This window comes from Paenibacillus sp. FSL R5-0701, from assembly GCF_037973995.1.
Lineage (GTDB): Bacteria > Bacillota > Bacilli > Paenibacillales > Paenibacillaceae > Paenibacillus.
This window is the reverse complement of sequence record NZ_CP150230.1, coordinates 5,147,696-5,171,324: the sequence shown is the minus strand read 5'-3', so window position 1 is coordinate 5,171,324 and position 23,629 is coordinate 5,147,696. Positions and strand designations below refer to the sequence as shown.

General features: G+C 44.9%; 12 protein-coding genes. 10 read left to right on the top strand and 2 right to left on the bottom strand.

All coding sequences use genetic code 11. From position 1 onward, the window contains the following. Positions 1 to 6: 6 nt before the first annotated feature. The 8 genes from MKZ13_RS22810 to MKZ13_RS22775 all read left to right on the top strand — a co-directional run bounded on the left by MKZ13_RS22810 (position 7) and on the right by MKZ13_RS22775 (position 16,730). A complete protein-coding gene (locus tag MKZ13_RS22810; protein WP_339178428.1) occupies positions 7 to 741 on the top strand; it encodes an OmpA family protein in 735 nt (244 codons plus the stop codon). Continuing rightward, positions 731 to 1,966 (top strand): hypothetical protein, encoded by a 1,236-nt coding sequence (locus MKZ13_RS22805; protein ID WP_339178426.1) that lies wholly within the window; start codon positions 731 to 733, stop codon positions 1,964 to 1,966. Before MKZ13_RS22810 ends, MKZ13_RS22805 begins: the two co-directional genes overlap by 11 nt. A gap of 42 nt (positions 1,967 to 2,008) precedes the next feature. Continuing rightward, positions 2,009 to 4,738, top strand: coding sequence for a DEAD/DEAH box helicase (locus tag MKZ13_RS22800; RefSeq protein ID WP_339178424.1), 2,730 nt, complete (start codon positions 2,009 to 2,011; stop codon positions 4,736 to 4,738). 129 nt (positions 4,739 to 4,867) lie between these two features. Continuing rightward, the gene (locus MKZ13_RS22795) at positions 4,868 to 6,460 is read left to right on the top strand and encodes an N-6 DNA methylase (RefSeq protein ID WP_339178422.1); all 1,593 of its coding nucleotides are present in this window, start codon (positions 4,868 to 4,870) and stop codon (positions 6,458 to 6,460) included. A 30-nt stretch (positions 6,461 to 6,490) separates the two neighbouring features. Then, entirely contained in the window at positions 6,491 to 8,014 is a 1,524-nt protein-coding gene (locus tag MKZ13_RS22790; protein WP_339178418.1) for a class I SAM-dependent DNA methyltransferase, read from the top strand. Further along, the gene (locus MKZ13_RS22785) at positions 8,004 to 9,203 is read left to right on the top strand and encodes a restriction endonuclease subunit S (protein WP_339178417.1); all 1,200 of its coding nucleotides are present in this window, start codon (positions 8,004 to 8,006) and stop codon (positions 9,201 to 9,203) included. Before MKZ13_RS22790 ends, MKZ13_RS22785 begins: the two co-directional genes overlap by 11 nt. 45 nt (positions 9,204 to 9,248) lie before the next feature. After that, positions 9,249 to 12,383, top strand: a complete 3,135-nt coding sequence (locus MKZ13_RS22780; RefSeq protein WP_339178415.1) for a type I restriction endonuclease subunit R — start codon at positions 9,249 to 9,251, stop codon at positions 12,381 to 12,383. A 15-nt stretch (positions 12,384 to 12,398) separates the two neighbouring features. Continuing rightward, on the top strand, positions 12,399 to 16,730 hold the full coding sequence (locus MKZ13_RS22775) for a sigma factor-like helix-turn-helix DNA-binding protein (RefSeq protein ID WP_339178414.1): 4,332 nt from the start codon (positions 12,399 to 12,401) through the stop codon (positions 16,728 to 16,730). A 76-nt stretch (positions 16,731 to 16,806) separates the two neighbouring features. Here the strand turns inward: MKZ13_RS22775 and MKZ13_RS22770 are convergent, their stop codons facing one another. Next, entirely contained in the window at positions 16,807 to 18,459 is a 1,653-nt protein-coding gene (locus tag MKZ13_RS22770; RefSeq protein ID WP_339178411.1) for an alkaline phosphatase, read from the bottom strand. A 727-nt stretch (positions 18,460 to 19,186) separates the two neighbouring features. Here MKZ13_RS22770 and MKZ13_RS22765 point away from each other — a divergent pair. Next, positions 19,187 to 21,430, top strand: coding sequence for a carboxylesterase family protein (locus MKZ13_RS22765; RefSeq protein ID WP_221824469.1), 2,244 nt, complete (start codon positions 19,187 to 19,189; stop codon positions 21,428 to 21,430). A 146-nt stretch (positions 21,431 to 21,576) separates the two neighbouring features. Continuing rightward, positions 21,577 to 21,789 carry a hypothetical protein gene (locus MKZ13_RS22760; RefSeq protein WP_221824467.1) on the top strand — a complete coding sequence of 71 codons (213 nt, stop codon included), beginning with the start codon at positions 21,577 to 21,579 and terminating at the stop codon, positions 21,787 to 21,789. Between the two features lie 136 nt (positions 21,790 to 21,925). Here MKZ13_RS22760 and MKZ13_RS22755 read toward each other — a convergent pair whose 3' ends face one another. Further along, entirely contained in the window at positions 21,926 to 23,512 is a 1,587-nt protein-coding gene (locus MKZ13_RS22755) for a stalk domain-containing protein (RefSeq protein WP_221824465.1), read from the bottom strand. Positions 23,513 to 23,629: the final 117 nt, after the last annotated feature.

The window sequence follows — 23,629 nt, the reverse complement described above, 5'->3', positions numbered from 1 at the left end:
TGCATTTTGGCTAGAGGATTTCGCAATGAGCGGCATATGTCACGAGCGCCTGAAGGTGAAAAGGAGAGTTTTTGGGTATCTTATACCGATCTAATGTCGGCGCTGCTTGTCATTTTTGCCCTCGTACTCATGATTACCATATATAATACGCAATCGGCGTATGAAGAGAAAGAAGCAGCAATCAATGAAAAAAATCAGATGATTGAGGAAGTCATCGGTGTCAAATCGGAAATTATTCAGGAATTGATCAAAGCATTTGAAGATTCAGACCTAGCCTTGGAAGTCGATCCTCAGACAGGAGCAATCCGCTTCTCTGGTGGGGTGTTCTTCGACTCGAATAGCAGTCAAGTTTCGGCTAAAGGAAGAACGTATTTGGAACAGTTCATTCCGCAGTATATCAATATTCTACTGTCCGACCGTTTTCGCGATGAAATATCGCAAATTATCGTAGAAGGCCATACGGATACCGCTGGCGGATACCTCTACAATCTGAAGCTTTCACAAGATCGCGCACTTTCTGTTGTTGAGCAAGTATTTCAGCCTAATTTCCCGGATTTCCAATATAAAGAAGAGCTAAAATCAGTCATTACGGCCAATGGTCGTTCCTTTAGTATACCGATCTTGAAAAAAGATGGGAAAATTGATGCAAATAAGTCCAGACGGGTGGAATTCAAATTCCGTTTGAAAGACGATCAACTATTGGATCAACTTCAAGGGTTAGGTGAGAGAGATGGAAATTAATCAATACTTTTATCAATTCTCGTTTAAACCACAACTGCTTACCGAAGAAAGAATTAAAATGGAACGGAAATACAAAAACAAACAGGCGGATATTATCCGGCAGCGCAGTAGAATGTTGCTTCCGAAGTTGCTAGAGATCATTCGCGCTACCCCCATGGAAAATGTTGAGGAATTGGCGCACTCACTGAAGAAAATGGAAGTGCTAATGCTGATCTATAGCGAATATCCATTTCCTAATGAAAATCAGGATACAAGGCAGAAAATTAATCGTATTTTAACAGCGCGTTACTCTGTGGAAGTAGGAAAGACCGCATGGGTAATTTTCCAGCATCAATATGAAGAACCTTACTTGCTGGATCTTTTGCGCTCAATCTATCAAGTCGATCAATTTGGGTTCCTGTTGCTAGACGATAAGATACAGCACCATATGGAAAATGCGATGTACCACGAGTCCGGTATGGTGCAGGGAATTACTTCTGCTCTCCTACTAACGGGAATCAAAATGACAGATACATTTCATGCTCTGAAAATCGAAGAAGAATCCAAGCTTGAATCGACTTTGATGCGAAAAATATTGGAGCAAGGACTCTCGCAAGATCATATGATTAATCGGGATGGAACCGATTTTATTGTTCGACTGCTAGAGAATTATTCAATGCACGAATACAAACAGCTCATTAAAAACTATTTTGAGCCACGTAAATACACTCAATTTCATGTCGCAATTGTTCAGCAGGCCGTAGCCAGGTTGAGAGATCCCAGGGAACGCGTCACGGATTGGCAATTTCTAAGTTCCGGTGCTCTTGAAGAAGTCAAACGCTGGCTTATCCAGAAGAAACTGCAGATTCTATTCGAAAACGACCAAGATAACCAACGATTGAACTATTGGAAAAGATTCATTGATTATATGCAGGACGTAGAGCTTGTCCAGGATCCCATGATCGCTTTTATACACTTCGATAACTTTGTTGTGGTTGAATACGGTAAGATGGGGGCGGCCTATTTCTATCATCGTGAAGGATTTGAGAAAATCATTCGTCCGATAAGCACATCACCGACTTTTAGAAACAGCAGGAGCCGTAGCAATAAAGAAAGCATGCTTAAAGTACCTGAATCCAGTCGAGCAGGTGTCCAGCTATTTATAGAGAAATTGGGTCATCATGGTCGAAGTTGGGACGATAAGTTCGATAGCTATATGAGACAGTATTTAAACGGAAGATTTTAGAGAATAGGAAGGCGAAGGCAGATGGCAGGTCTCTTTGGTTTCTTGAGCAAGCGTCGAAAGTCGACAGATTCTATAGTTTCGGACATACAGGTTGAGAAGGAAATGGTTCCGAACGGGCTATTGTATTCCATTGTCAGAGAAGAAAAGGCACTACAATTTCCACTTGGTCTAAGAATCTCCGAACTTCGACAGATCAGTAACGCTGAGCTGTTAGAGACTCTGGAAGACATGTGGTTCGAGGGATATTTGGATAAACAAGATAGCAATTATGTATTAAATACAGATAAATTTGACGATGTACCACCAGAACTGCGGGAGAGATTGGGCATTCCTGCATCGAAGAAGCTTGACCTGAAGTTAGGCCACGAGAGCGCAGTGGGAACGGCTCATTTTAAATTCGTGCTGGAAAAGGCTTGTGGTTCGTGGAGTCATTTGGAGCGAACTGCAAAAAGGATTGGGCCATGGCTGGTGTTACCCGATCAGCAGGTATTGCTTATGGATTCGGAGCAATATCAATTTCAACAGCTGATTGATAAGGCTCCTAATCCATTGGATCAGGAACGTATCTTCAGCTATATTGCGGAAGTTCGTCATTGGGCAATACATCATGAGTATCCTATGGATGACTATTTGCTGCATCAGGAATATCTGTTTGTTGATAAAGTGGATCTTGGATTGGAATACAATTCGGAAGGTGTTTCGTTTCATCCGGAGTACCACTCATCAGATCCAATTAGCCCCGATTTGTTAAATGAAATGGGTTCTTCCGCTAGTCGTTATGCCGTGGATCGTCAGCGGAGAAAAGTATTTGTGAAGCCCTCAGTTGTAGATCATGCCGATCGTATTCGAGAATTACCAAAGATTCAAGGAGCGGATATCCCGAAATTTGCTGAAAATCCTGAAGCATATGTACCTGAAATGGAAGGTATTGATTTGTCCCTGTTTGGTGAACGGGTAAAGTCACTAGGTATTCGAGTCTATAAAGCCCAGCCATTTGTGCATGCTACTGAACAAGAGCGAGGATGGTTCGAACTGGATTTTGGCTTTTCCGCGCAAGACGAGACTGGGGAAGTACAGCAAACGTGGGAAGCTTCTGACATGTTGGATTTGATCTCAAAGGCCAAGGAGCAAGGCGAGGACTACATAGAATGGAATGGCAGCTGGCTTAAATTGCCGCAAGATGCTGAGGCCTTTGTAGAAACTACGGATACGGCAAAACGAGAAATGTTTAGTGAAGGTAACTTGGTAGATATAACGAAGCTGCCGTATGTGTTGGAGATTTACGAGAACATCAGTCAATTGGAGTTTAATCAGCCGATTCTGCAAGCGCAGCAAGAGATGCAGAATCTGGGAGTGTTCTCAAACCAGCCGCCTGAAGCATTTATTGCTTCCCTGAAACCATTCCAGGCAGATGGATTCGTATGGATGAAATCACTCCATTATCGCAAATTGGGAGGTCTATTGGCTGATGATATGGGGCTTGGGAAAACGATACAAGTGATTTCTTTCCTGTCCTATCTCCAAGAAATCGGAAGACTTACGCCAACATTAGTTGTGGTGCCCAAGACACTCATGGACAACTGGGAGAAGGAAGTGCGCAAATTTGCTCCTTACTTGCTGAAGTCGCTGTACCTTCATAGGGGAACGGAGCGGTTGAAGGATGCGGTGGAACTGAAGCACATTGGCATCACAGTAACAACGTATCATACCTTAGTGAAGGACCAACTGTCGTTTGGACAAGTGAACTGGCAGGTGGTGATCTGTGATGAAGCACAGGCCATCAAAAATCCCTCAACGGCTGCCTCCAAGGTGCTGAAAGCGATGAAGTCCAAATTCCGTCTCGCCATGACAGGAACCCCTGTGGAGAACGGATTGAGTGAGTTGTGGTCTATCATGGATTATGTGCAGCCAGGATTATTGGGCAGTCTCAGTCAGTTCAAGGAAGAATTTGTGAACAAGCTTACTACAGACTCAAGAGACACTGATGTCGAGCAGCAGCTTCTGGCTCGAATTGCGATGGTGTACAAGCGCCGCACGAAATCAGAAGAACTCGGGGATCAATTGCCGACCAAGCAGGCTGTCATTACCAATGTGCCTTTGGGAACGGAACAGGAACGTTTGTATAGCGAAGTAATCACCTTGGTCAAAAATAAAACGATGGACGGTTTGCAGGCTATTCAAAAACTAAAAGCGTTGAGCTCTCATCCGGGATTGATTGCTGACCAATTCATGAATATACCGTACCAGCAAGTACCCAAGCTTAGAGAAACGGTGGAACTGATTCGTCAAGTCAAAGCAAAAGGGGAAAAAGTCCTTATCTTCACCGAATATATCAAGATGCAGGACATTTTACGAACAACGGTACGTGACTGCTTTGAGATCACGCCAATGATCATTAACGGCATGACCGATCGCAGACAAGAGCAAGTGGATCGCTTTAACAGTAACGTTGGCTTCGATGTGATGATTTTGTCTCCGAAAGCTGCAGGAACAGGACTGACCATTACTTCAGCCAATCATGTGATCCATTACACGCGCTGGTGGAATCCAGCAGTGGAGAATCAGGCTACAGATCGCGTATACCGGATCGGGCAGGACAAGCCTGTAACGGTATATTACCCTATTGTTGCGGACACACAAGGCATGACCAAACAAGGTTCAGTTGAAGAGATCGTGCACCGGATTTTAAGTGAAAAACAGGAGATGGCTTCATCTGTCATCGTATCCAGTAAGAAATTAAGTATCGAGGATGAAGTGTTGAAGGGAATATAAGATCTGAGAACCAATAACACGGATGAGCAGAGGCTCTGATGCATGTTATTGGTTTTTAGTATTGCAATACTAAAATAAAGAATGGTATAGTGTACCTATGAACAATGTGGGTACAAAGGAGGTGTACATTTGATCCAAGGCTTTTGGGAATTATGTTGGAACCATGATCTAAAAACGCGTGATCACCTGCTGAGGGAAGCCGTTCGAGTAGCTAAGATGAAGCAACATATGGATCAGATTCCTGCCGAGCACGATGACATTACAAGCGACCCTGAATTGTTATTTGAACGGATGAAAGAACAATTAGGAACGATGGAGCTTGGGCATTTTCCAGGAGATCGCGAGTTATTCTATAAGCTGTATCATATGGGTAAAGATATCGATCTTCTAGAGTATGGGTTGCAGACGATTCGCCAGGATCGGGTGATTGCTTCGTTGCAAGTGCATTTCGGAGTATTCCAGACATTCATAGAGCATGCGTCCAGGCAGAGGAATGGTCGTAATTGGCTAGTGACGGAAACGGAAAAGTTTATGGAGGGACTATCCAAAGAACGGGTACTCCCAGAAGGTGTGAGGCTCACTCTTTTAACCGACAACTACATAGTAACGGTACTATTGAAGACGTATTATAGAGACCAGCCCGCAGTTAGGGTAATACAGGGCTCGATCTATCAACCATTACAGTTAAACGAAGTGTTTGATGCGATACTCTCCGTACCCAATTTCGGACTGAAGTTGGAGGATCACGACATTCGAATGCGCGAAGCTGAGGGAGCGGCGATTCAGCACTTGACGCCTTTGCTTGCCTCCGGGGGTAAGCTGGTAGCTGTGCTTCCTGCACGTATGATGTTTCAATCCGGTTCGATTGGGGAATGGCGCCTGGAAATGAATGAACGTTATCCGGTATCAGCGATATATGTATTGCCTGAGGGCTTGTTCCGACCTTATACATCGGTCAAAACATATCTAATCTTGTTCTGTAATGAACAATCCGTTGCTGATGTTCGAATAGGTCGGTATAAGCTGGCTTCTTCCATATTGGAAGAGGATGATGTCATTGGATATAAAAAAGCGGCTTTTCAGCAACTGGAAGATTGGCGGATTGAGTTGCTGCTGGATCAGGACAGCCAGACGTTGGCGTCTTTTCAGCAGGCAGCTGTTCCAAAAATTAAACTGAAGGCAGCCGCAGACCTGTTCAGGGGAAAGTCTATTTTGAAGCAGGATTTGCAGCCTGGAACAGTCTCGGTGTTGAACATTTCCAACCTCGAAGATGGGGAAGTGAAGCTGGATCAACTGGAGACGATTCACGAAGAAGAGCGGAAAGTGAAGCGCTACGAGGTGCTGGAAGGTGATCTGGTGATGACATGCCGAGGAACGCAGACGAAGCTTGCGGTGTTTCCAGGACATTCTCAGATGGTGATTGCTTCGGCAAATATGATCGTGATACGTTTTCGTGAGCAGGTGAACAGCATGTACGCTAAGATGTTTCTCGAAAGCCCTGTGGGGCTTGCTTTCATCCAGAGTTTTCAGCGTGGAACAACGGTCATGAATCTGAATCCCGCTGATGTGGGCGAGATCGAAATTCCGTTATGGCCTATGGAGAGACAACTCACGATGAGTCAACAGTATGTGGAAGAAAAGAAACTGTATATGGAAACCCTTCAGGCTGCAACTCAGCGGTGGGAACAACAGAAGGAACAGATGTATATGGCGTTATTTTAAATAGGACTTGGACTAGGAGGATTTTAAAAGATGGCAACAGCAAGTATCGGATTCGAGGAAAAACTGTGGAGTCTTGCAGATAAGCTGCGTGGTAGCATGGATGCGGCGGAATATAAACATGTAGCTCTGGGGCTGCTATTTCTGAAATATGTATCGGATGCGTTTGAAGAGAAGTATGCTGAACTGGAACAGGAGCCTTACGCTGAGGTGGAGGATCGGGATGAATACGCCGCAGCGAATGTGTTCTGGGTGCCGCAAGGGGCTAGATGGAGTCATATTCAAAAGAATGCCAAGCTACCGGAAATCGGGCAAATCATCGACAATGCGATGGTTCTGATCGAGAAAGAAAATCCGTCCCTAAAAGGAGTATTGCCAAAAGATTTCTCTCGTCCGGCTCTGGATAAAACCCGTCTGGGTGAAGTGATTGACGTATTCTCTTTCAAAGTAGGGGATAAAGAGAGTCGTTCCAAGGATGTGCTTGGTCGGGTCTATGAATATTTCCTGAGCAAGTTTGCCAGTGCTGAGGGTAAGAACGGCGGAGAATTCTACACACCATCCAGCGTCGTAAGGCTGCTGGTAGAGATGATTGAGCCGTACAAGGGTCGCGTCTATGATCCTTGCTGTGGTTCAGGAGGCATGTTTGTACAGAGTGAAAAGTTTGTAGAAGAGCATCACGGTAAAGTGGGGGACATCGCGGTGTATGGCCAGGAATCAAACCCGACCACCTGGCGTCTGTGTAAAATGAATCTGGCGATTCGCGGCATCGATGGCAACCTGGGAGAGCATAATGCTGATACCTTCCATAATGACCTACACAAAAATCTGAAAGTTGATTATATTCTCTCGAACCCTCCGTTTAATATTAGCGATTGGGGTGGCCAGCGTCTGGTCGAGGATGTGCGTTGGAACTATGGTATCCCTCCAGCAGGTAATGCCAACTATGCCTGGATTCAACATATGGTCTCCAAGCTTGCTCCAAGCGGTGTGGCTGGCTTCGTTTTGGCGAACGGTTCCATGTCGACCAGCACAACGAGTGAGTGGGAAATTCGTCGTCAAATGATCGATGCGGACCTGGTGGATTGTATCGTCACGCTGCCGGGACAACTGTTCTATTCCACGCAAATTCCGGTGTGCCTGTGGTTTATGGCCAAAAATAAAGCTCCCAAAGGCTGGCGCGACCGTCGCGGCGAGATTCTGTTCATTGATGCACGTAAGATTGGACATATGGCAGACCGTACACATAAAGAACTTAGCACAGAGGATGTCAAGAAGATTGCAGAAACGTACCATGCATGGCGTGGGCAGAGCGAAGCTGGAGCGTATGAAGACGTTAAGGGCTACTGCAAGGCAGCGAAGCTGACCGAGGTGCAGGAGCATGAATATATATTGACTCCAGGTCGTTATGTCGGAATTGAGGATGCGGAAGAAGATAGCGAGCCATTTGAGGATAAAATGGTGCGACTGACCAGTGAGCTGGCAGAGCAGTTTGCCAAGTCTCGTCAATTGGAGGATGAGATTCGCAAGCAGTTGGGAGGGATTGGGTTTGAGTTCTGAGTGGAAAGAAGTTCATTTGCAAGATCTTGTAACTTTAAAAAGGGGATATGATCTTCCTAAAGCAGATCGTCTTGATGGAGAGTTCCCAATTCTTGCTTCAAACGGCATAACAGGTTTTCATAATGATTTTAAAGTGAAAGGGCCAGGAATTGTTACTGGCCGAAGTGGGACTCTTGGAGAAGTAATATTTATTAATGGGGATTTTTGGCCCTTAAATACAACTCTGTACGGTAAGGAATTCCATGGAAACGATATTAAATTTGTTTATTATTTTTTAAAGACTTTGCATCTTGAAAATTATAATTCAGGTAGTAGTGTTCCGACTTTGAACCGAAATCATATTCATTCCTTGCCTGTAAAAATTCCTTGTAAACATGAACAATATAAAATAGGGCTAACACTTTCTTCTCTTGACGACAAAATCGAACTCAACAAGGCAATCAACAAAAATCTCGAAGAAATGGCACAGGCTTTGTTTAAACATTGGTTTATTGACTTTGAATTCCCAAATGAAGATGGTGAGCCTTACAAATCCAGTGGCGGAGAGTTCGAGGAAAGTGAGTTGGGGTTTATTCCGAAAGGGTGGAGGTATGGCAAAGCCACTGATGTATTTGATATAGGGAGTGGGGGGACGCCCAAAACAGGTGTTAATAATTATTGGAATGGAACTATTCCTTTCTTTACTCCTAAGGATACACAGAATTCTTTCTACGCAATAGATACGGAAAAACACATTACTGAGGTAGGGTTGGACAATTGCAATAGTAAGCTATATCTGACTAATACAGTATTCATTACTGCCCGAGGAACTGTAGGGAAAGTGATGTTGGCTGGTTCTCCTATGGCCATGAATCAATCCTGTTATGCATTAATAGCTAAAAGCGGATATACCCAGAGTTTTGTATTTCTGTTTATTAAAGTTCTGGTAAGTGTCTTAAAAAAGAATGCATCGGGAGCTGTTTTTGATGCAATTACAGTCAGTACATTTCAAAATCTGAAAACAATTATTCCCCCTGTTAGTCTGATTTCGCAATTTTCTGAAATAGTTGAAAGTTTGTTTTTAAATGTTTTGACCATAACATTTGAAAATTCAAAATTAATTTCTCTTCGGGACTCCCTTCTTCCCAAACTCATGTCTGGAGAAATTCGCGTACCAATAGATGAACAAGAGCAAGTAAGCAACAATTAGCTTGACCGAACTCATATCGTTACACAACAGCTTAGGAGGTGTGGCATGTACATTACATCATATACAGAGAGTGACCTGGAACAAGCGGCGATTGAATGGTTTCAGGAATTGAATTACAACTGGGCCTACGGCCCGGAGATTTCGCCGGAAGGCGAATACCCGGAGCGGTATTTGTACAGTGACGTGATCTTGAGCGAACGACTGCGCGAGGCATTAACCCGGATTAATCCGGGTGTGCCGCGTGAAGCGATTGAGGAAGCGATTCGGATTGTAGAAATTCCGCAAAATCCCAGCCTTTACGTAAATAATCGTGTTTTTCAGCGGATGATTACCGATGGTATTGATACGGAATATCGAACGCCCAAAGGTGAAAATCGGATAGCTAAAGTATGGCTGTTTGCAACCGAACCGGAACGGGCGAAGGAGAATGATTTTCTGGTCGTCAATCAGTATACCGTTATCGAGAATGGCGAGAGGCGCCCAGATCTGATCGTGTTTGTGAACGGCATACCTCTCGTTGTGATCGAATTAAAGAGTGCCTCAAACGAGGAAGTAGGCATTAGCGAAGCATACAACCAGATCCAGAACTACAAGAGCAGCATACCTACTCTATTTACATATAACTCATTTATGGTCATCAGCGATGGAGTGAACGCCCAGGCGGGTACCTTAACATCCAATGCGGAACGCTTCATGATGTGGCGCACCATTGAGGGTAGTGACGTAGCCCCTTCCTCTATGCCGCAGCTTGAGGTGCTTATTAAAGGCATGTTTGATAAACAACGTCTGATGGACCTGATCAAGCATTTTGTGCTGTTCCAGACGGATGGTGATAAGGTGACCAAAATTTTGGCAGGATATCATCAATTCCATGCAACAAACAAAGCGATATCCAGCACGGAGCGTGCGACGGATGAAGAAGGGGATCGCAAGATTGGCGTAATCTGGCACACACAGGGTTCGGGTAAAAGCTTATCCATGGTCTTCTATGCTGGTAAGTTGGTGCTTGCGATGGATAACCCGACCATTGTTGTTGTGACCGATCGGAACGATCTGGATGAGCAATTGTACGCCACCTTTAGCAAGTCACAGGATTTGTTGCGCCAGACACCCAAGCAAGCCGTGGATCGCCGACATCTACGCGAGCTTCTTGCTGTAGAATCCGGGGGCATCATCTTCACAACGGTTCATAAATTCAGCACCGAGGGTGACGAAGATACGTATCCTGAATTAACAACACGCAAAAACGTCATTGTTATTGCCGATGAAGCTCACCGTAGCCAGTATGGTTTTCAGGCGGAGATGGTGGCAAACAACAAGACGGGTGAGGCGGATGTGAAATATGGGTATGCCAAATATATGCGTGATGCTTTGCCTAATGCATCCTATATCGGATTCACGGGAACGCCTGTAGAATTGAGTGACAAAAATACGCCAGCGGTGTTTGGAGATTATATCGACATTTATGATATGACACGCGCTGTGGAAGACGGAACGACGGTCAAAATTTATTATGAAAGCCGGGTAGCTCGTCTGAACTTGCCTGAATCAGAACGTCCGGTGGTTGATGGAACGTATGATGAGATCACCGAGTTCCAGGAAGTGACGCAAAAGGAGCGCTTGAAGTCCAAGTGGGCCCGGCTTGAAGCGCTCGCAGGATCAGAGAACAGGATTAAATCCATAGCTAGAGATATGGTCGCACATTACGAGCAACGGCAGCAAGGCATGTTCGGGAAAGCGATGTTTGTGGTGATGTCCCGCCGAATCGCCATTGATCTGTACAAAGCGATTGTAGAACTGCGCCCGGACTGGCACAGTGATGAGGACAGTGAAGGCAAAATCAAAATTGTCATGACAGGCACGGCGAGTGATCCGGAGGAATGGCAGCCGTTTATCGGCACTAAGCGTCGCAGGGAATACTTCGCGAAACGAATGAAGGATCTGAATGATCCGCTGCAAATCGTGATTGTCCGTGATATGTGGCTTACCGGTTTTGATGTTCCTTCAATGAGTACAATGTACATTGACAAGCCGATGAAGGGACATAATCTGATGCAGGCGATCGCCCGTGTTAACCGGGTGTTCCGGGACAAACCGGGTGGACTGATTGTCGATTATATCGGTATTGCTGATATGCTGAAAACTGCTTTACAGCAATATACGGAGAGTGATCGCCAAACGGCGGGAATCGACACCGATCAGGCAGTTGATTATATGTTGGAACGGTTAGATCTGATTCACGATCTGCTGCATGGTCATGATTACGGCAAGTTTAACTCAGTCAAAGCTTCTGACCGAATGAGAGCGATTGTAGAGACAGTGGATTATGTGCTCGGTCTCGGTGAAGAGGGAAAGCGTGATTTTATCCATTGGGTGACGGAAATGTCCAAAGCCTACGCTTTGTGCTCGACAACGCCAGAGGCAGAGGATGTTAATGTGGAGATCGGGTTTATGAAGGCAGTTAAATCCGGCATCATGAAGCTGATCACGACCGAAAATAAGAAGAAGACGACGGCTGAACTGGATGCAGAGTTGAATCAGCTCATCTCAAAATCCATTATTTCTGAAGAGGTTGTGGATATTCTGGAAGCCGCAGGACTGCAAAAGCCGAACATTGCGATTCTGTCGGATGATTTTCTGGATAGTGTACGTGGCCTGAAACAGAAAAATCTGGCTGTTGAGCTGCTGCGCAGACTTTTACAAGGGAAGGTAAAGAGCTTTGAGAAGGTGAGCGTAGTTCAAGCGCGCAAGTTCTCGGATATGCTGGAGGAGTCCATTCGCAAATACAACAATCGGACAATTGAGACAACACAAATCATTGAAGAATTGATTCAAATGGCTAAGGATATAAACCGTGAGGTTGAGCGTGGGGAAAAGCTGGGTATGATTGCTGAAGAATTAGCCTTCTATGATGCACTGGCGTCCAACCATTCGGCAAAGGAATTGATGGGGGATCTTATGCTCAAGCAGATTGCCCATGAGCTGACACAAGCGATTAAAAATAATCTAACCGTAGACTGGACGTTACGGCAGAACGTTCGTGCTCAGATGAAAGTGACGGTCAAACGATTACTCAAGAAATATGGCTATCCGCCTGATTTGGAGCAGCTCGCTATAGATATGGTTCTTAAACAGGCTGAGGCGATGAGTAGTCAAGCTGCGACAGAGTACCGTTATTAGGAGGGAATCAACGATATGAAGGAATCCAGCTTTTATTTTTTGGAGGAGCTTGGTCCGGAACTCGCATCATTGGCGCGAGAGGCAGAGAACAGTATTTGGTTGAATCCCAGAGGAACACTTACGCAAGGACGGTTGTATGCAGAACTTTTGGCGACAACGGTCAGCGTACAGGAAAATGTTGAGCCCGTCTATGCGATTAAGCAGATCGAGCGTTTGCATAAGCTAGCACGTGAAGAGTTAATCTCGGAATCAATTCGTGATAAATTCGAATGGTTGCGTAAGAATGGAAATACGGCTGCGCATGACAGTCGGGAAATTCATGCAGATACGGCTCTGACAGCGCATCGGCATATTTTCGAACTTGCGATATGGTATGTTGAATTGTACGGTTCGGTGGCAATTGAATTGCCACCTTATCAGATGCCAATGAAGCCAGTAGAGTCGATCGCTCATTCGATCGAAACTCCTCCTGCTTTTGACCCCGAAATTATGCAGAAAGTGATTGCAGATCAGTTGGAAGCCAAACTTCTTCCTACACTTGATGAGAAATTTCGGAGTTTTGAAGAAGTGCTTGTGCAAATATCGGAGAAACAGTTAGCAGCGACATTGGAAAAGGCCTCATCCATGGTTACACATGTTAAGGAACAAGATATCGATTCTCCCCAAGAGGGATATTCAGATATCCCGATTCAAAACGAAGGCAAAGTGGAAATCGCGGCTGTGCTCCAGCAGGAAAAGCTCAATTTGGTGGATAAGAGATCATTTGGCGGAGCGTTATGGGTTGTCGGTGACTGGGAGTTGAAAGAGATACTTGGCAGCTGGAATGCACAAGGTATTTATTTTAGATTTGCCCGAAATGGTAGTAATTCAACGAGACGAAAACCTGCCTGGTTTATGATGGGGAAGAATCCTTCCGCTGAACGTTGGGTTACTTGGAAAATAAACGAGGAACAAACGAGTATTGGTTCTGAGACTGCGGCGATTGTATTGCAAAATACGGATATGGATGTAGAGGAGGAAGTTGGGAAAGTACCAGAACTGGACCCCCAGTTGTTAGAGTCTATTTCTGATGTGAAGGTTCCGCTACCATCCCCAGTGATTCAACCCACAGAAGAAGTATCCATTACTAATACGGAACAGCATGGCTCGGTCAAGGCGCCGGAAAGGCTTGTTCACCAAAATATACAAGGTTTTGCTTCATCTAGACTCGCTAATCTGTCTACGACATATGGAATTGAGATGTTCGGCGGCTGGACGGAGGAGAAGCTGCTTGAATTATATGAGCAACAATCGAAGCTATTGCATGATGTCATGATTCAATTATGGTTTTTTGGTTTTCAGTTCGAGGATAAGCTGGGGAGATTCTTGAAGTTGCGACATGAACCTCAGGGAGAAACGGTTGGTATTTTAAAGGAAGGAATTAAACTTGATGAAATCCTTCCGCCACATGCATGTCGAATGCTACAGCGATTTGGAATCATTCGTACGGACCAACTCAGTGGGATACCTGTTTACTCGCTGAAATGGTTGTTAAAAGAAGGGTATGAAGAAATAGTTTCTGTGCTGAGTAATTTTGAACAGGCAAAAGACATGGAGGATAAACTGAACAATGCAAATGTTAAGAGCTCTGAAAATGATGAAGACAAGATTCTCCGGCTAAATGGAGTAGAACTCATTCTCCCTGCGTATCTGAAAACCAAACTAATCAGAGATTTGCCATTTCAGGGATGTGCAGCCCTGATTCGTGGTATTAAGGAAAATTGGAACATAGATACCTTAGAGGAGCTACCAGAGGTCTTATCTATCTTGCCATCCAAAATCAAAGGTGTAGGATCTACAGCTGTTCAGAAGTTCTATGAGCAATTACACGATCTTGCCAAAGGGCAGCAGAATCAGAATTCATCTGGAGCGGAACAAGGTAGCACTGTGCCCGTAAACCTTGCCCAAGACGGACCTGTACATGATATAGGAATGATCCAGTGGAAGAAGGAGCAATTTATCGTTGATGAAGCGGTGATGCATACCGGATTTGATGAGAAATCGTATAAAGGTCTGTCCAATCTGATTTCTGAGTTGCATCAATTAGGTATACATACAATAGGAAAGTTGCCTGCAAGTTTTGAAATATTGTTAACCTTGCCTCAGGTGGGCGTTACTATGGTGGACAAGTTTTATCGTCAATTGTGCTCCAAACTTAACGAGATCAGACAGCAGCAATTATTGGATGAACAGTGGAGGTTACTTAGTCAGGAAGAGCGTCTACATCAAGCTATACAAAGAACGACAGACATGTGGCAGTCATGGATCAATGGGGAGGATTCGAGTCGAGGAAAAGACCGAAATCTTGAATTGATGCGGTTTCGTTGGTTAAATAAAAGTGAAACTAAAAAGCCCACTCTTGAGGAAGTGGGACAACAATTTGGGGTTACCCGTGAACGGGTAAGGCAAATTATTAAAGCTCAGCATGGCAAGTTAATGAAAGACATGATCCTCATTGAACGTGAATTGCGAACAGCGATTACTAGAGGAAATGGATTTCATTACTTTGAGATAGATACATCTTTCTTCGAGAATGATTTGATTGTTGAATCTTTGGAAATCAGCGGTATCGCACATATTGATGGATGGTGGACAACGCATTCATTAGAGAAGATCGAAGTCTTTAAGGAACAACTGGTTAGGTCGCTGAAACAAAATTACAAGGGAATGCTGATTGAAGCTATGGATGAAGAGGAAGTTCTAAAATACCTTTTAATTGAGGATCATGTACCAGTGCAATTGATGAAAATATGGACAGAAGACGTTATTCGTTCTGTAAATGATCAATACTTCATGTTATCAAACAGCACCAAGGCTGATAAAGTAGAAATGTTGTTACGGATGTATCCTGAAGGCATCGAAATCTACAAGAGAGTAGACGAACTGTTAGTAATCGCTGAATCTCTTTGGCCCGGTGACTTTGAGAAGAAACGGGATATCGTTTCCGTCGTAAGTCGTGATGATTACGCAGATACAGCTTATCTATGGGGACGAGGAGTTTACATACACCATAGCTACGTTCATGCCAATATTCCTCTTATTAAGAGGATTTCAGTTATAGTTGAAGAACTTCTGGAAGTGAGGAGTCCCATAGCTGTAGGACATATATTCGCTAAATTCGAAACAGAATTACTTCAAGCTCAAGTGCCTAATGAATATGCTTTATATACACTTTTGCGCAAGCATGGCTCTTTGACACTGCAACTTCGTAAATTTCCGCATATCTGGCATGAAAACGACGGGTTCCAGCTCAGTAATGCGGAAATGATTAAAAGCTACATCAGGGAACATAACACTGCAGTTTCCAGAGAGAAACTGAGGGAAGAGTTTGTTGTTGGACGAGGCTGGAAAGGGTTCACATTGGATTTCAATTTTTCGACAGATAGTGATTTTATACGTTCTGATCTTGGAATGATTGGTTTGAAAGAGTTCTATCCGTTGAGTGCTTCCGAGTATGTACCATTGAGTAATAGGTTAAACGAATTGTTAGCACAGGCTCCTGTCGTTCATATTAAACGTCTGTATGAAGAAATGTTGGATTATTGCAAGATGCACGGAATTGAATCTACGTATACGTTGTATGATCTATTACAGACGGAGGAAGCTGACCTAACCAACTTCAATTTTGTAAGATATCCTCTTGTTGCTGTCGCAGATCAAGAGTCTGAAAATCTTACGCTTCAGTTGCTGACAGAACAGTATATTTTGGATCAAGGTGGAATCGTGTCCAGAAGTCAGGTTTGGGATTGGTTGACGCAAGAGTTAGGTGCGACAGAGAACACGCTGGATATTGTCCTTAGTAACTCACGTGACTTGTTCTATTACACACGTGGCAAGAATGGTGAATACATCCATAAAGATAATTTGGCTTGGAAACAAGAACATGAAGAGAAACTAGTGAGCTGGGTATATCGAACTCTCCAAAAGTCTACTGGTGAAGTCAAACCTTATATTTTGCCTCAGGAGCTTATGATTCAGGAACAACTACCTCCTTTGGCCGATCAATTACCCTGGAGTGAAGATCTGCTAATTGATGTTTTGAAAAAAAGCAAGCAGGTTCTGCTAATTGGTTCATATGATGCAATCATCGTGGCTAGAGAATCTGCTACAATTCAGAATGAACTGGATTTTATTACGCATATTATGATGCATGTTTTCCAGGGGAACGTGCCAGAGAGAGATCTCTATCGAAAGCTTGCAGAGTTGCGATATTCGAAGGATGGAAAGTTGTTATATGAATCTTTACTCGCACTAGAGGATGGAGTAGCTCCTTTTGAATTGCGTGATGGTGTTTTCATAATTAAGTAGAAAATAGGAAACAGAAAAGTCTGCCGAATAGAACAGTTCGGCAGACTTTTCTCGCTAGAATAGGACAACTTATAAATTATTGAATCAAATCAACAGCCATTTGTGGAACAAATGCCTCTACACCGTTATAAACAATGACACCCTCCAAAGTTGTCTTTTTGCCGTTTAACAGTGCAATATTTTTGTAAATTTGCAGTTCCAGTTTGGTGTTACCTTTTGTTACGAGAATCTTCGGATTTTTGGCGTCGGTCAGATCCAGCTTGTACGTCGCGCCTTTGGCTGTAAATGCCTGCTTGGCTGGTACAAACAATTGTTTGCTCACGCTGTCGAGATCCAGATCCAATACACGAGCCATATATTTGGCGACATCCGTGTTGTCAATCACACCGAATGGACGGTCATTGTTCGGAGCATACGTGTACAGCACGACATCTCCACCTGTATGACCACCGGTTGTCCAGCCAATCCCTGCACGTTTGCTGATCATTGGACCGATTGCATAGTTAAGACTGCCTGGCTCGGCCGCTTTAATGGTGGCAATCTCTTCGGAAGTCAGATCGGTAATACCATAGTACTGCTTCATCACTGCTTTGATGTTTGTGCGCTTGGCATTCAACTTCGCTTCAACGCCTTCGCCTGTCAGCTTAGCCTTTTTCAAAGGTCCGATAAATGTGGACAACGGCTCTTTGTCATAAGTGCCGGAAGTTGCGTTGTTACCAATGGTGAGTCCACCATTGCCGTGGTCCGTAACAGCCACAACGGCCGTCTCTCCATCTGTTTTGGCAAAATCCATGGCTACCTTTACGGCATCATCAAAAGCCAGCACGTCACTGATAATACCAATCGGATCATTGGCATGAGCTGCCCAGTCCACTTTGCTGCCTTCGACCATCAGGAAAAAGCCGTCTTTGTCTTTGGACAGTACTTCAATGGCTTTGGATGTCATCTCGGCAAGGCTTGGCTGCTTCGCAGGATCACGGTCCATATTATAAGCCATGCCTGCGGGTGCAAACATACCCCACAGCTTGTTCGAATCGGATGTTTTCATTGCAGCTGGTGTAGTGACGTAATCGTAACCCAGTGCCTTGATGGACGAAATCAGATTCTCGCCGTCTTTACGTCCGGCTGGCTCAAGATATTTGCTACCTCCACCCAACACAACATCCATGCCATTGTAGACTTGTTGTTTGCTGAGTGCATCATAGTTTTTACGGTCCGGATAGTGAGAGGAGAAGTCCGCTGGTGTGGCGTGCATAATCTCGGATGTAGCGATAATGCCAGTTGCTTTACCCGCCAGTTTGGATGCTTCCAGTACGGAAGCGACCGGTTTTCTTTCGTCTCCAGGCGTAATAGCCTTCTGTCCAGGCATGGTAGCCTTGTCCGGCAATACACCAACAAATCCGGTATGAGATTTATAACCTGTTGCAAAAGCTGTTCCGGCAGGGGCCGAGTCCGCAATCGGCGCATCTGCAGAGTGTGTGCGAACCATACCGCTTGCCATGGAGTCCAGCGTCAGGGAAGAGCCTTTGTACCAACGAGCCAGGGCAGTCGCATCGTTAGCCATGCCGTCAGGAATCAGAATAATGACATTTTTAATCGGTGATGCAGATGTCGTTGAGGTGGTGTCTTCCACAGCCCACGCTGCACTGCTACCTCCGAGTGTAGCCGTAACAATTGTTGTCACCGCGAGCATCATTTTGGCTGCACGGACATTAAACCGGTTTAACATGATTGCATCCTCCTAGAATATATGTATAGTTTGGTATCACTAACCAAGTGTATACAACAATTGCTAAACTACCGTATGAAATGGGTTAACTATATGTAAAATTTACGATTAATGAAGGGTATTAGAGTTTAGGTCTTGCACAGAGTAGGAAGATAGATGTCGAGGAACTGAGAGACAATATGATAGAACATCCTGATGTAAAAGTTTAAACCCGCATGAGAATGTAGTTTTTTAATGTTACCCCTCTCAGAGATCATATAGTGACGATTAAAAAAAGATATTGCGAACGCTTACATTATGTGCTAACATCACCATAACAACAGGATTGTAACCGTATTAAGGGCAATACCTGTGTCAGTTCATTCGTTGGTTCTTTGTTCATCAAACGATTGATTGCGTTTACATTTTCATATGGAATGAACCTCATTCCTCAGGGTTGTTACTGATTGCAGGCAAAACCTGAATTGAGGGCAGTAGACCACGCTAAAGCGATGTCTGTTTGCCTTCGGTTCAGGTTTTTTTATATAAAAAAATGCCTGATGGCATGACCGCAAGCGCCGTAGCAGATATTTCGAGCAGAAAGGAGCGCAGCAGATTTAATTTTTCCTAAATAGAGATATAGACTCATCCAGACATTGGAATACTGATTCTTAGATACGCATCTCAAATGGACATTCCAATGAACTTATCCCATCACACACTATTCGACAGCGAGGAGATTTATGACATGAAAACCATTAAACGTTCGATTGCTGTAGCAACCATTCTGGGGTTATGTGTATCCGCTCTACCAGCTTATGCAGCAGGCAATACAGGACCTACTTCTTCTGCAGCGATGGACAAGCTGATCCAATCCGAGCTTATTCGCGGCAGCGGTCAAGGTGTTAATGCAGCTTATCTGAACAAAAAGGCAACACGCATTCAGGCCGCAGTACTTTACTTGCGTTTGTCCGGATTGGAGAAAGAAGCACTCGCTTATCAGGGATCGGAAACGTACGACGATGCGGCTCAGGCAGGCAAAGTATTGCAACCGATCGTTGGTTACTTGAAGCAGCATCCGTATGTGTCTGAGATCGTAACAGGAACGGAGAAGTTTGAACCTAATGCACCCCTTACAGCGGAAGGTTATGCCGAAATGCTGCTGAAGGTGCTTGGATATGAAGCAGGTACGGATTATGAGCAGGGAGCGGCTTCCACCTATGCGACTGGGAAAGGAATCATGGCGCTTCAAGAGAAGGGAGCGAGTCAACTTACCAACCGCCTGATGGCAGAGGCAACCGCACAGGCTTTGCAGATACAGCTCAAGAATGGCAGTGGAACCTTGGAGCAGAGTTGGTTGAAACATAAAGAGGCTGGGGCGTTCCGACCTCAAACGGTGCAACAGACCAAGTATGGCGCGATTGATGGCAAGACCTATGAGCAATATGGCACGCTCGGTTGGCTTGGTGTTCCATACGCGGCACCTCCGGTAGGTGAACTGCGCTGGAGAGCCCCGCAAGAACCGGAATCATGGACAGGAACCAGATCGGCTAAGGAATTTGCAGCGAACAGCTTGCAGATCTCCGGCAAGACGACAGCGGGAAGCGAAGATTCGTTGTATCTTAATATCTGGCGTCCCGACACAACCAGTTCGAAACTTCCGGTTATGGTGTTCCTGCACGGCGGCGGGAATATGACCGGATCAGGTAAAGATTTTCAAGGTGAACAGCTCGCACGGAGTACCAACAGCATTATCATTTCCGTGAATTACCGTTTGGGAGCCCTTGGATTTTTCGAGAATGCAGCACTGAAAACAGGCAATGCCCTGGATGACTCCGGTAACTACGGTCTGCTCGATGCATTCCGTGCACTAGAGTGGGTACAGGATAATATCGAAGGTTTTGGCGGAGATACAGGCAATGTTACATTAGCCGGACAATCTGCGGGTGCACGTGATGTGCTGGCAACTCTGATCTCTCCACTTAGCAAAGGACTGTATCAAAAAGCAGTTGCTTTCAGCGGAGGATTAACGACAGCATCACCTGAAGAAGGCGAGCAAAAATCTGAGGATGTACTTGTGAAGCTGCTCGTGCAAGATGAGAAAGCGGCTAACGCAGAAGAAGCAAAAGCATGGATTGGCAAACAATCTCAGGCACAGCTGGAGAGTTACTTGCGTGCACTGCCTGCGGACAAGTTGGTCACAGCGTTTGGTGCAACCGCAATCCGTATGGACCCATTCCCGCATCTGTTCCGTGATGGCACAGTGATTCCAAAAGAAGGATTTGACGCCATCAATAATGGCAATTACACGAAAGTTCCTGTATTGCTCGGCAGCTTGGAAACGGAGTTCTCCGGTTTTGCCTTCGGTGATCCAAATTTCTCTCCATCCATCACGGATGAGACTCTGTTTACTGATAAAACCAAGGCGGAACAATATGCTGCTGCGTTGAAATACGGTAGCGAAGCTTATGCAGGCTTTAATGCAGAGCGTGTAGCGGAGCAATTGACCAGTGAAGCAGGTCAGCCACCGGTATATGCGTATCGTTTTGCATGGGGCACACAACCAGGGGTCATCTCTGAGCGTTTGCTCACGTTACTGGGTGCACCACATGGTGCGGATATGGACTTCTATACAGGACACGCAGACGGAATTGCTGCCTACTTCCCTGAGGGGTATTTTAGCGATACAAACAAACCAGGACGTGATCAGTTGTCCGCCGCGATGGCAGCATATCTGAAGCAGTTCCTGTACACAGGCAATCCAGGTACGGGTGGATCACCTGATCTGGCGGCATGGACACCTTGGACGAAAGATGCTCAAGCCCCAATCATGCGTCTGGATGCAAGCAATACAACGGCAGAGATTGGCATGTCCACACAATATAATCAAGGCAAAGACGCCGTTATGGCAAAGATGAAAAAAGAATTGCCTGAAGAAACGTACAAACTGTTGACGGAAAAAGTGTTCGCAGGTCGTTTCTTCTGGGAATAAGGATTACCGGATAGGAAGGTATATATAGATAAATTGAAAGCCAAGGGAGCATGCTCTCTTGGCTTTTTGTACTGTTCGTTATGCTTAATTATGGTATTCTTGTAAATATAAATTAATATGATATGGGAAAGGGGAAAACTTACATTATGGATGGAGTTAGTAATTTTGGTATTGCTGGGATTATAACGCTATTAATTTTCTTTATTATGATTGGTCTTGTATTATATCTGGTTTTCTATCTTGGGATGAAGAGGTCTGGCGTCAAAGAGGAAGTATCCGCATTAAGGATGGAAGTGCGATTGTTACAAGAAGAAGTAGAGAGGAACAGACGGGAATTGGAAAATATAAAGTCTCGTTAACTTTTCGAACCACTATTTGTGGATACGCGGAATGGTGTGGGTACAACAGGATGAGAGGATAGGGGCTCTTCGCCCCTTCCTGCTCAATACAGTGTGAAACGTTCAATTCAGCCTTTGCATACCAAGGACACTTGATCTATTTCTTGGCAAAAAAACTAAGTGTTCCGGTGCTTTCATCTGCACTCACAAACAGGCTACGTCCGTTAACACGATGAATTCCCTCTGGTGATTCTCCAGCTGTAGGAATCAGACCCAGGTAGTCCGGATTGACTGGATCAGCAAGATCGAAGAACAAAATGGCATCTGCCCGTTCAGAAGCTACGGCTGCATATGTTGTACCGTCTACAGTAGCAACGGTTAGGTTCTCCACTTCACTTCCCTTGTTGGGACTGCGATCATCCGGGTACAAGCCAACCCTAGCGGTTGCCTGGTCAATGAGGTTCTGACTATCGTACATCCGCTTGCCTTGCAGATTCCAGACAGCAATATTACGTCCGCCTGCTTTTACACTATCCTCAAATTCATTCTTGCCCAAATCCCCTTCATTGGCTGTCAGCAGGTATTTACCATCTGCCGAGAAAGCAATCCCATCTGGTTCATAACGAGCCGTCAACGTCTCTTTAAACTGAACAATACCATCATCTTTCAGATCCGCTTGATGTGAAGTAGTACCCAAAGCGAAGATTGAGCTGATTTTTTTCGTCTCCAGATCCACGATAGCAACGACATTGTTTTCCTGTAGCGTGATAGCTGCTGTTTTACTATCTGGACTAATGGCAACATACTCCGGTTGTGGATCATGCGGATAGATGGCGCCTTCTACATTTTCTAGAGATACCGGTAAGTTGGTGATCTCGCCCTCCAATACGTTCCCGCCAGCAAAAGATACTACCATAATGCTACCCGGACGTTTGGTGTTGGCATAGTCAATTTCATCGGTAGCTTTATTCAGCTCCTCATCCTCTATCGCGATCACCGTATGCAGACCGTCAGGTGACAGTGCAATCGAGTCAGGACCAATGCCCAGTTCATACGTTTTGACGGTTTTGTAGGTTGTCAGATCCACAATGGCAAGCAACCCTTTGTTTGCTTCACTGTCTGTGTCCCCTGTACGAATGACAGCAAGTCCGTATTTACCATCTTTGGACACGGTTACGCTTGTAACTTCAGCTTTGGCGGAGAGGTCATGGAAGCTGACCGTCTTTAATACGTTGATGTTTTTCAAGTCAGCAATGTCCAGTACGGCAATGCTGCCATTGTCTGCTTCGGTTACGAGCAGGCGCTGTCCATCTGGCGTAGAGGCTGATATTTCCGCTTTGCCACCAGGCATCTGAAACGATGCGGTCTGTTCAAAACCGGTTTTATTTTGTTTCAGGATCAGTTGATCCGTAATTAATTTTAGCGTTTGTGAAGATACATACGTTGTACCTTTGGTGATGTAGCTTTTACTGTCCAAAGGGGTTTTCACACCGTTGATGGTGGCTGAAGACGTCCCTACAGGAAGTTGTACTTTAGTATCTGCGATCTGGATATCAACACTGCGACTGCTTCCGTTCCATGTGACCGTACCCTGCATATTTTGGATGGCTGTGCGCAGTACGACATGATCATTGGTGGTTTTAGTTGCGTCAGCGGCATGAATCATTGATGTGTAGCTGGTTGCTCCTGCGGTAAGAATGGCAGTCATCGACAGAACGGCGAGCCATTGATTTCTCTTTTTCAATGTTCCAGATCCCCTTTATCGTTTCGTGTGTGATGTCATGTACAACTGCTTCAGTATAAGAAAGAAACGTTAAGCAATGGTAAAAAGGCAGGTCGAATTGTGTAAAAGATTAAACGG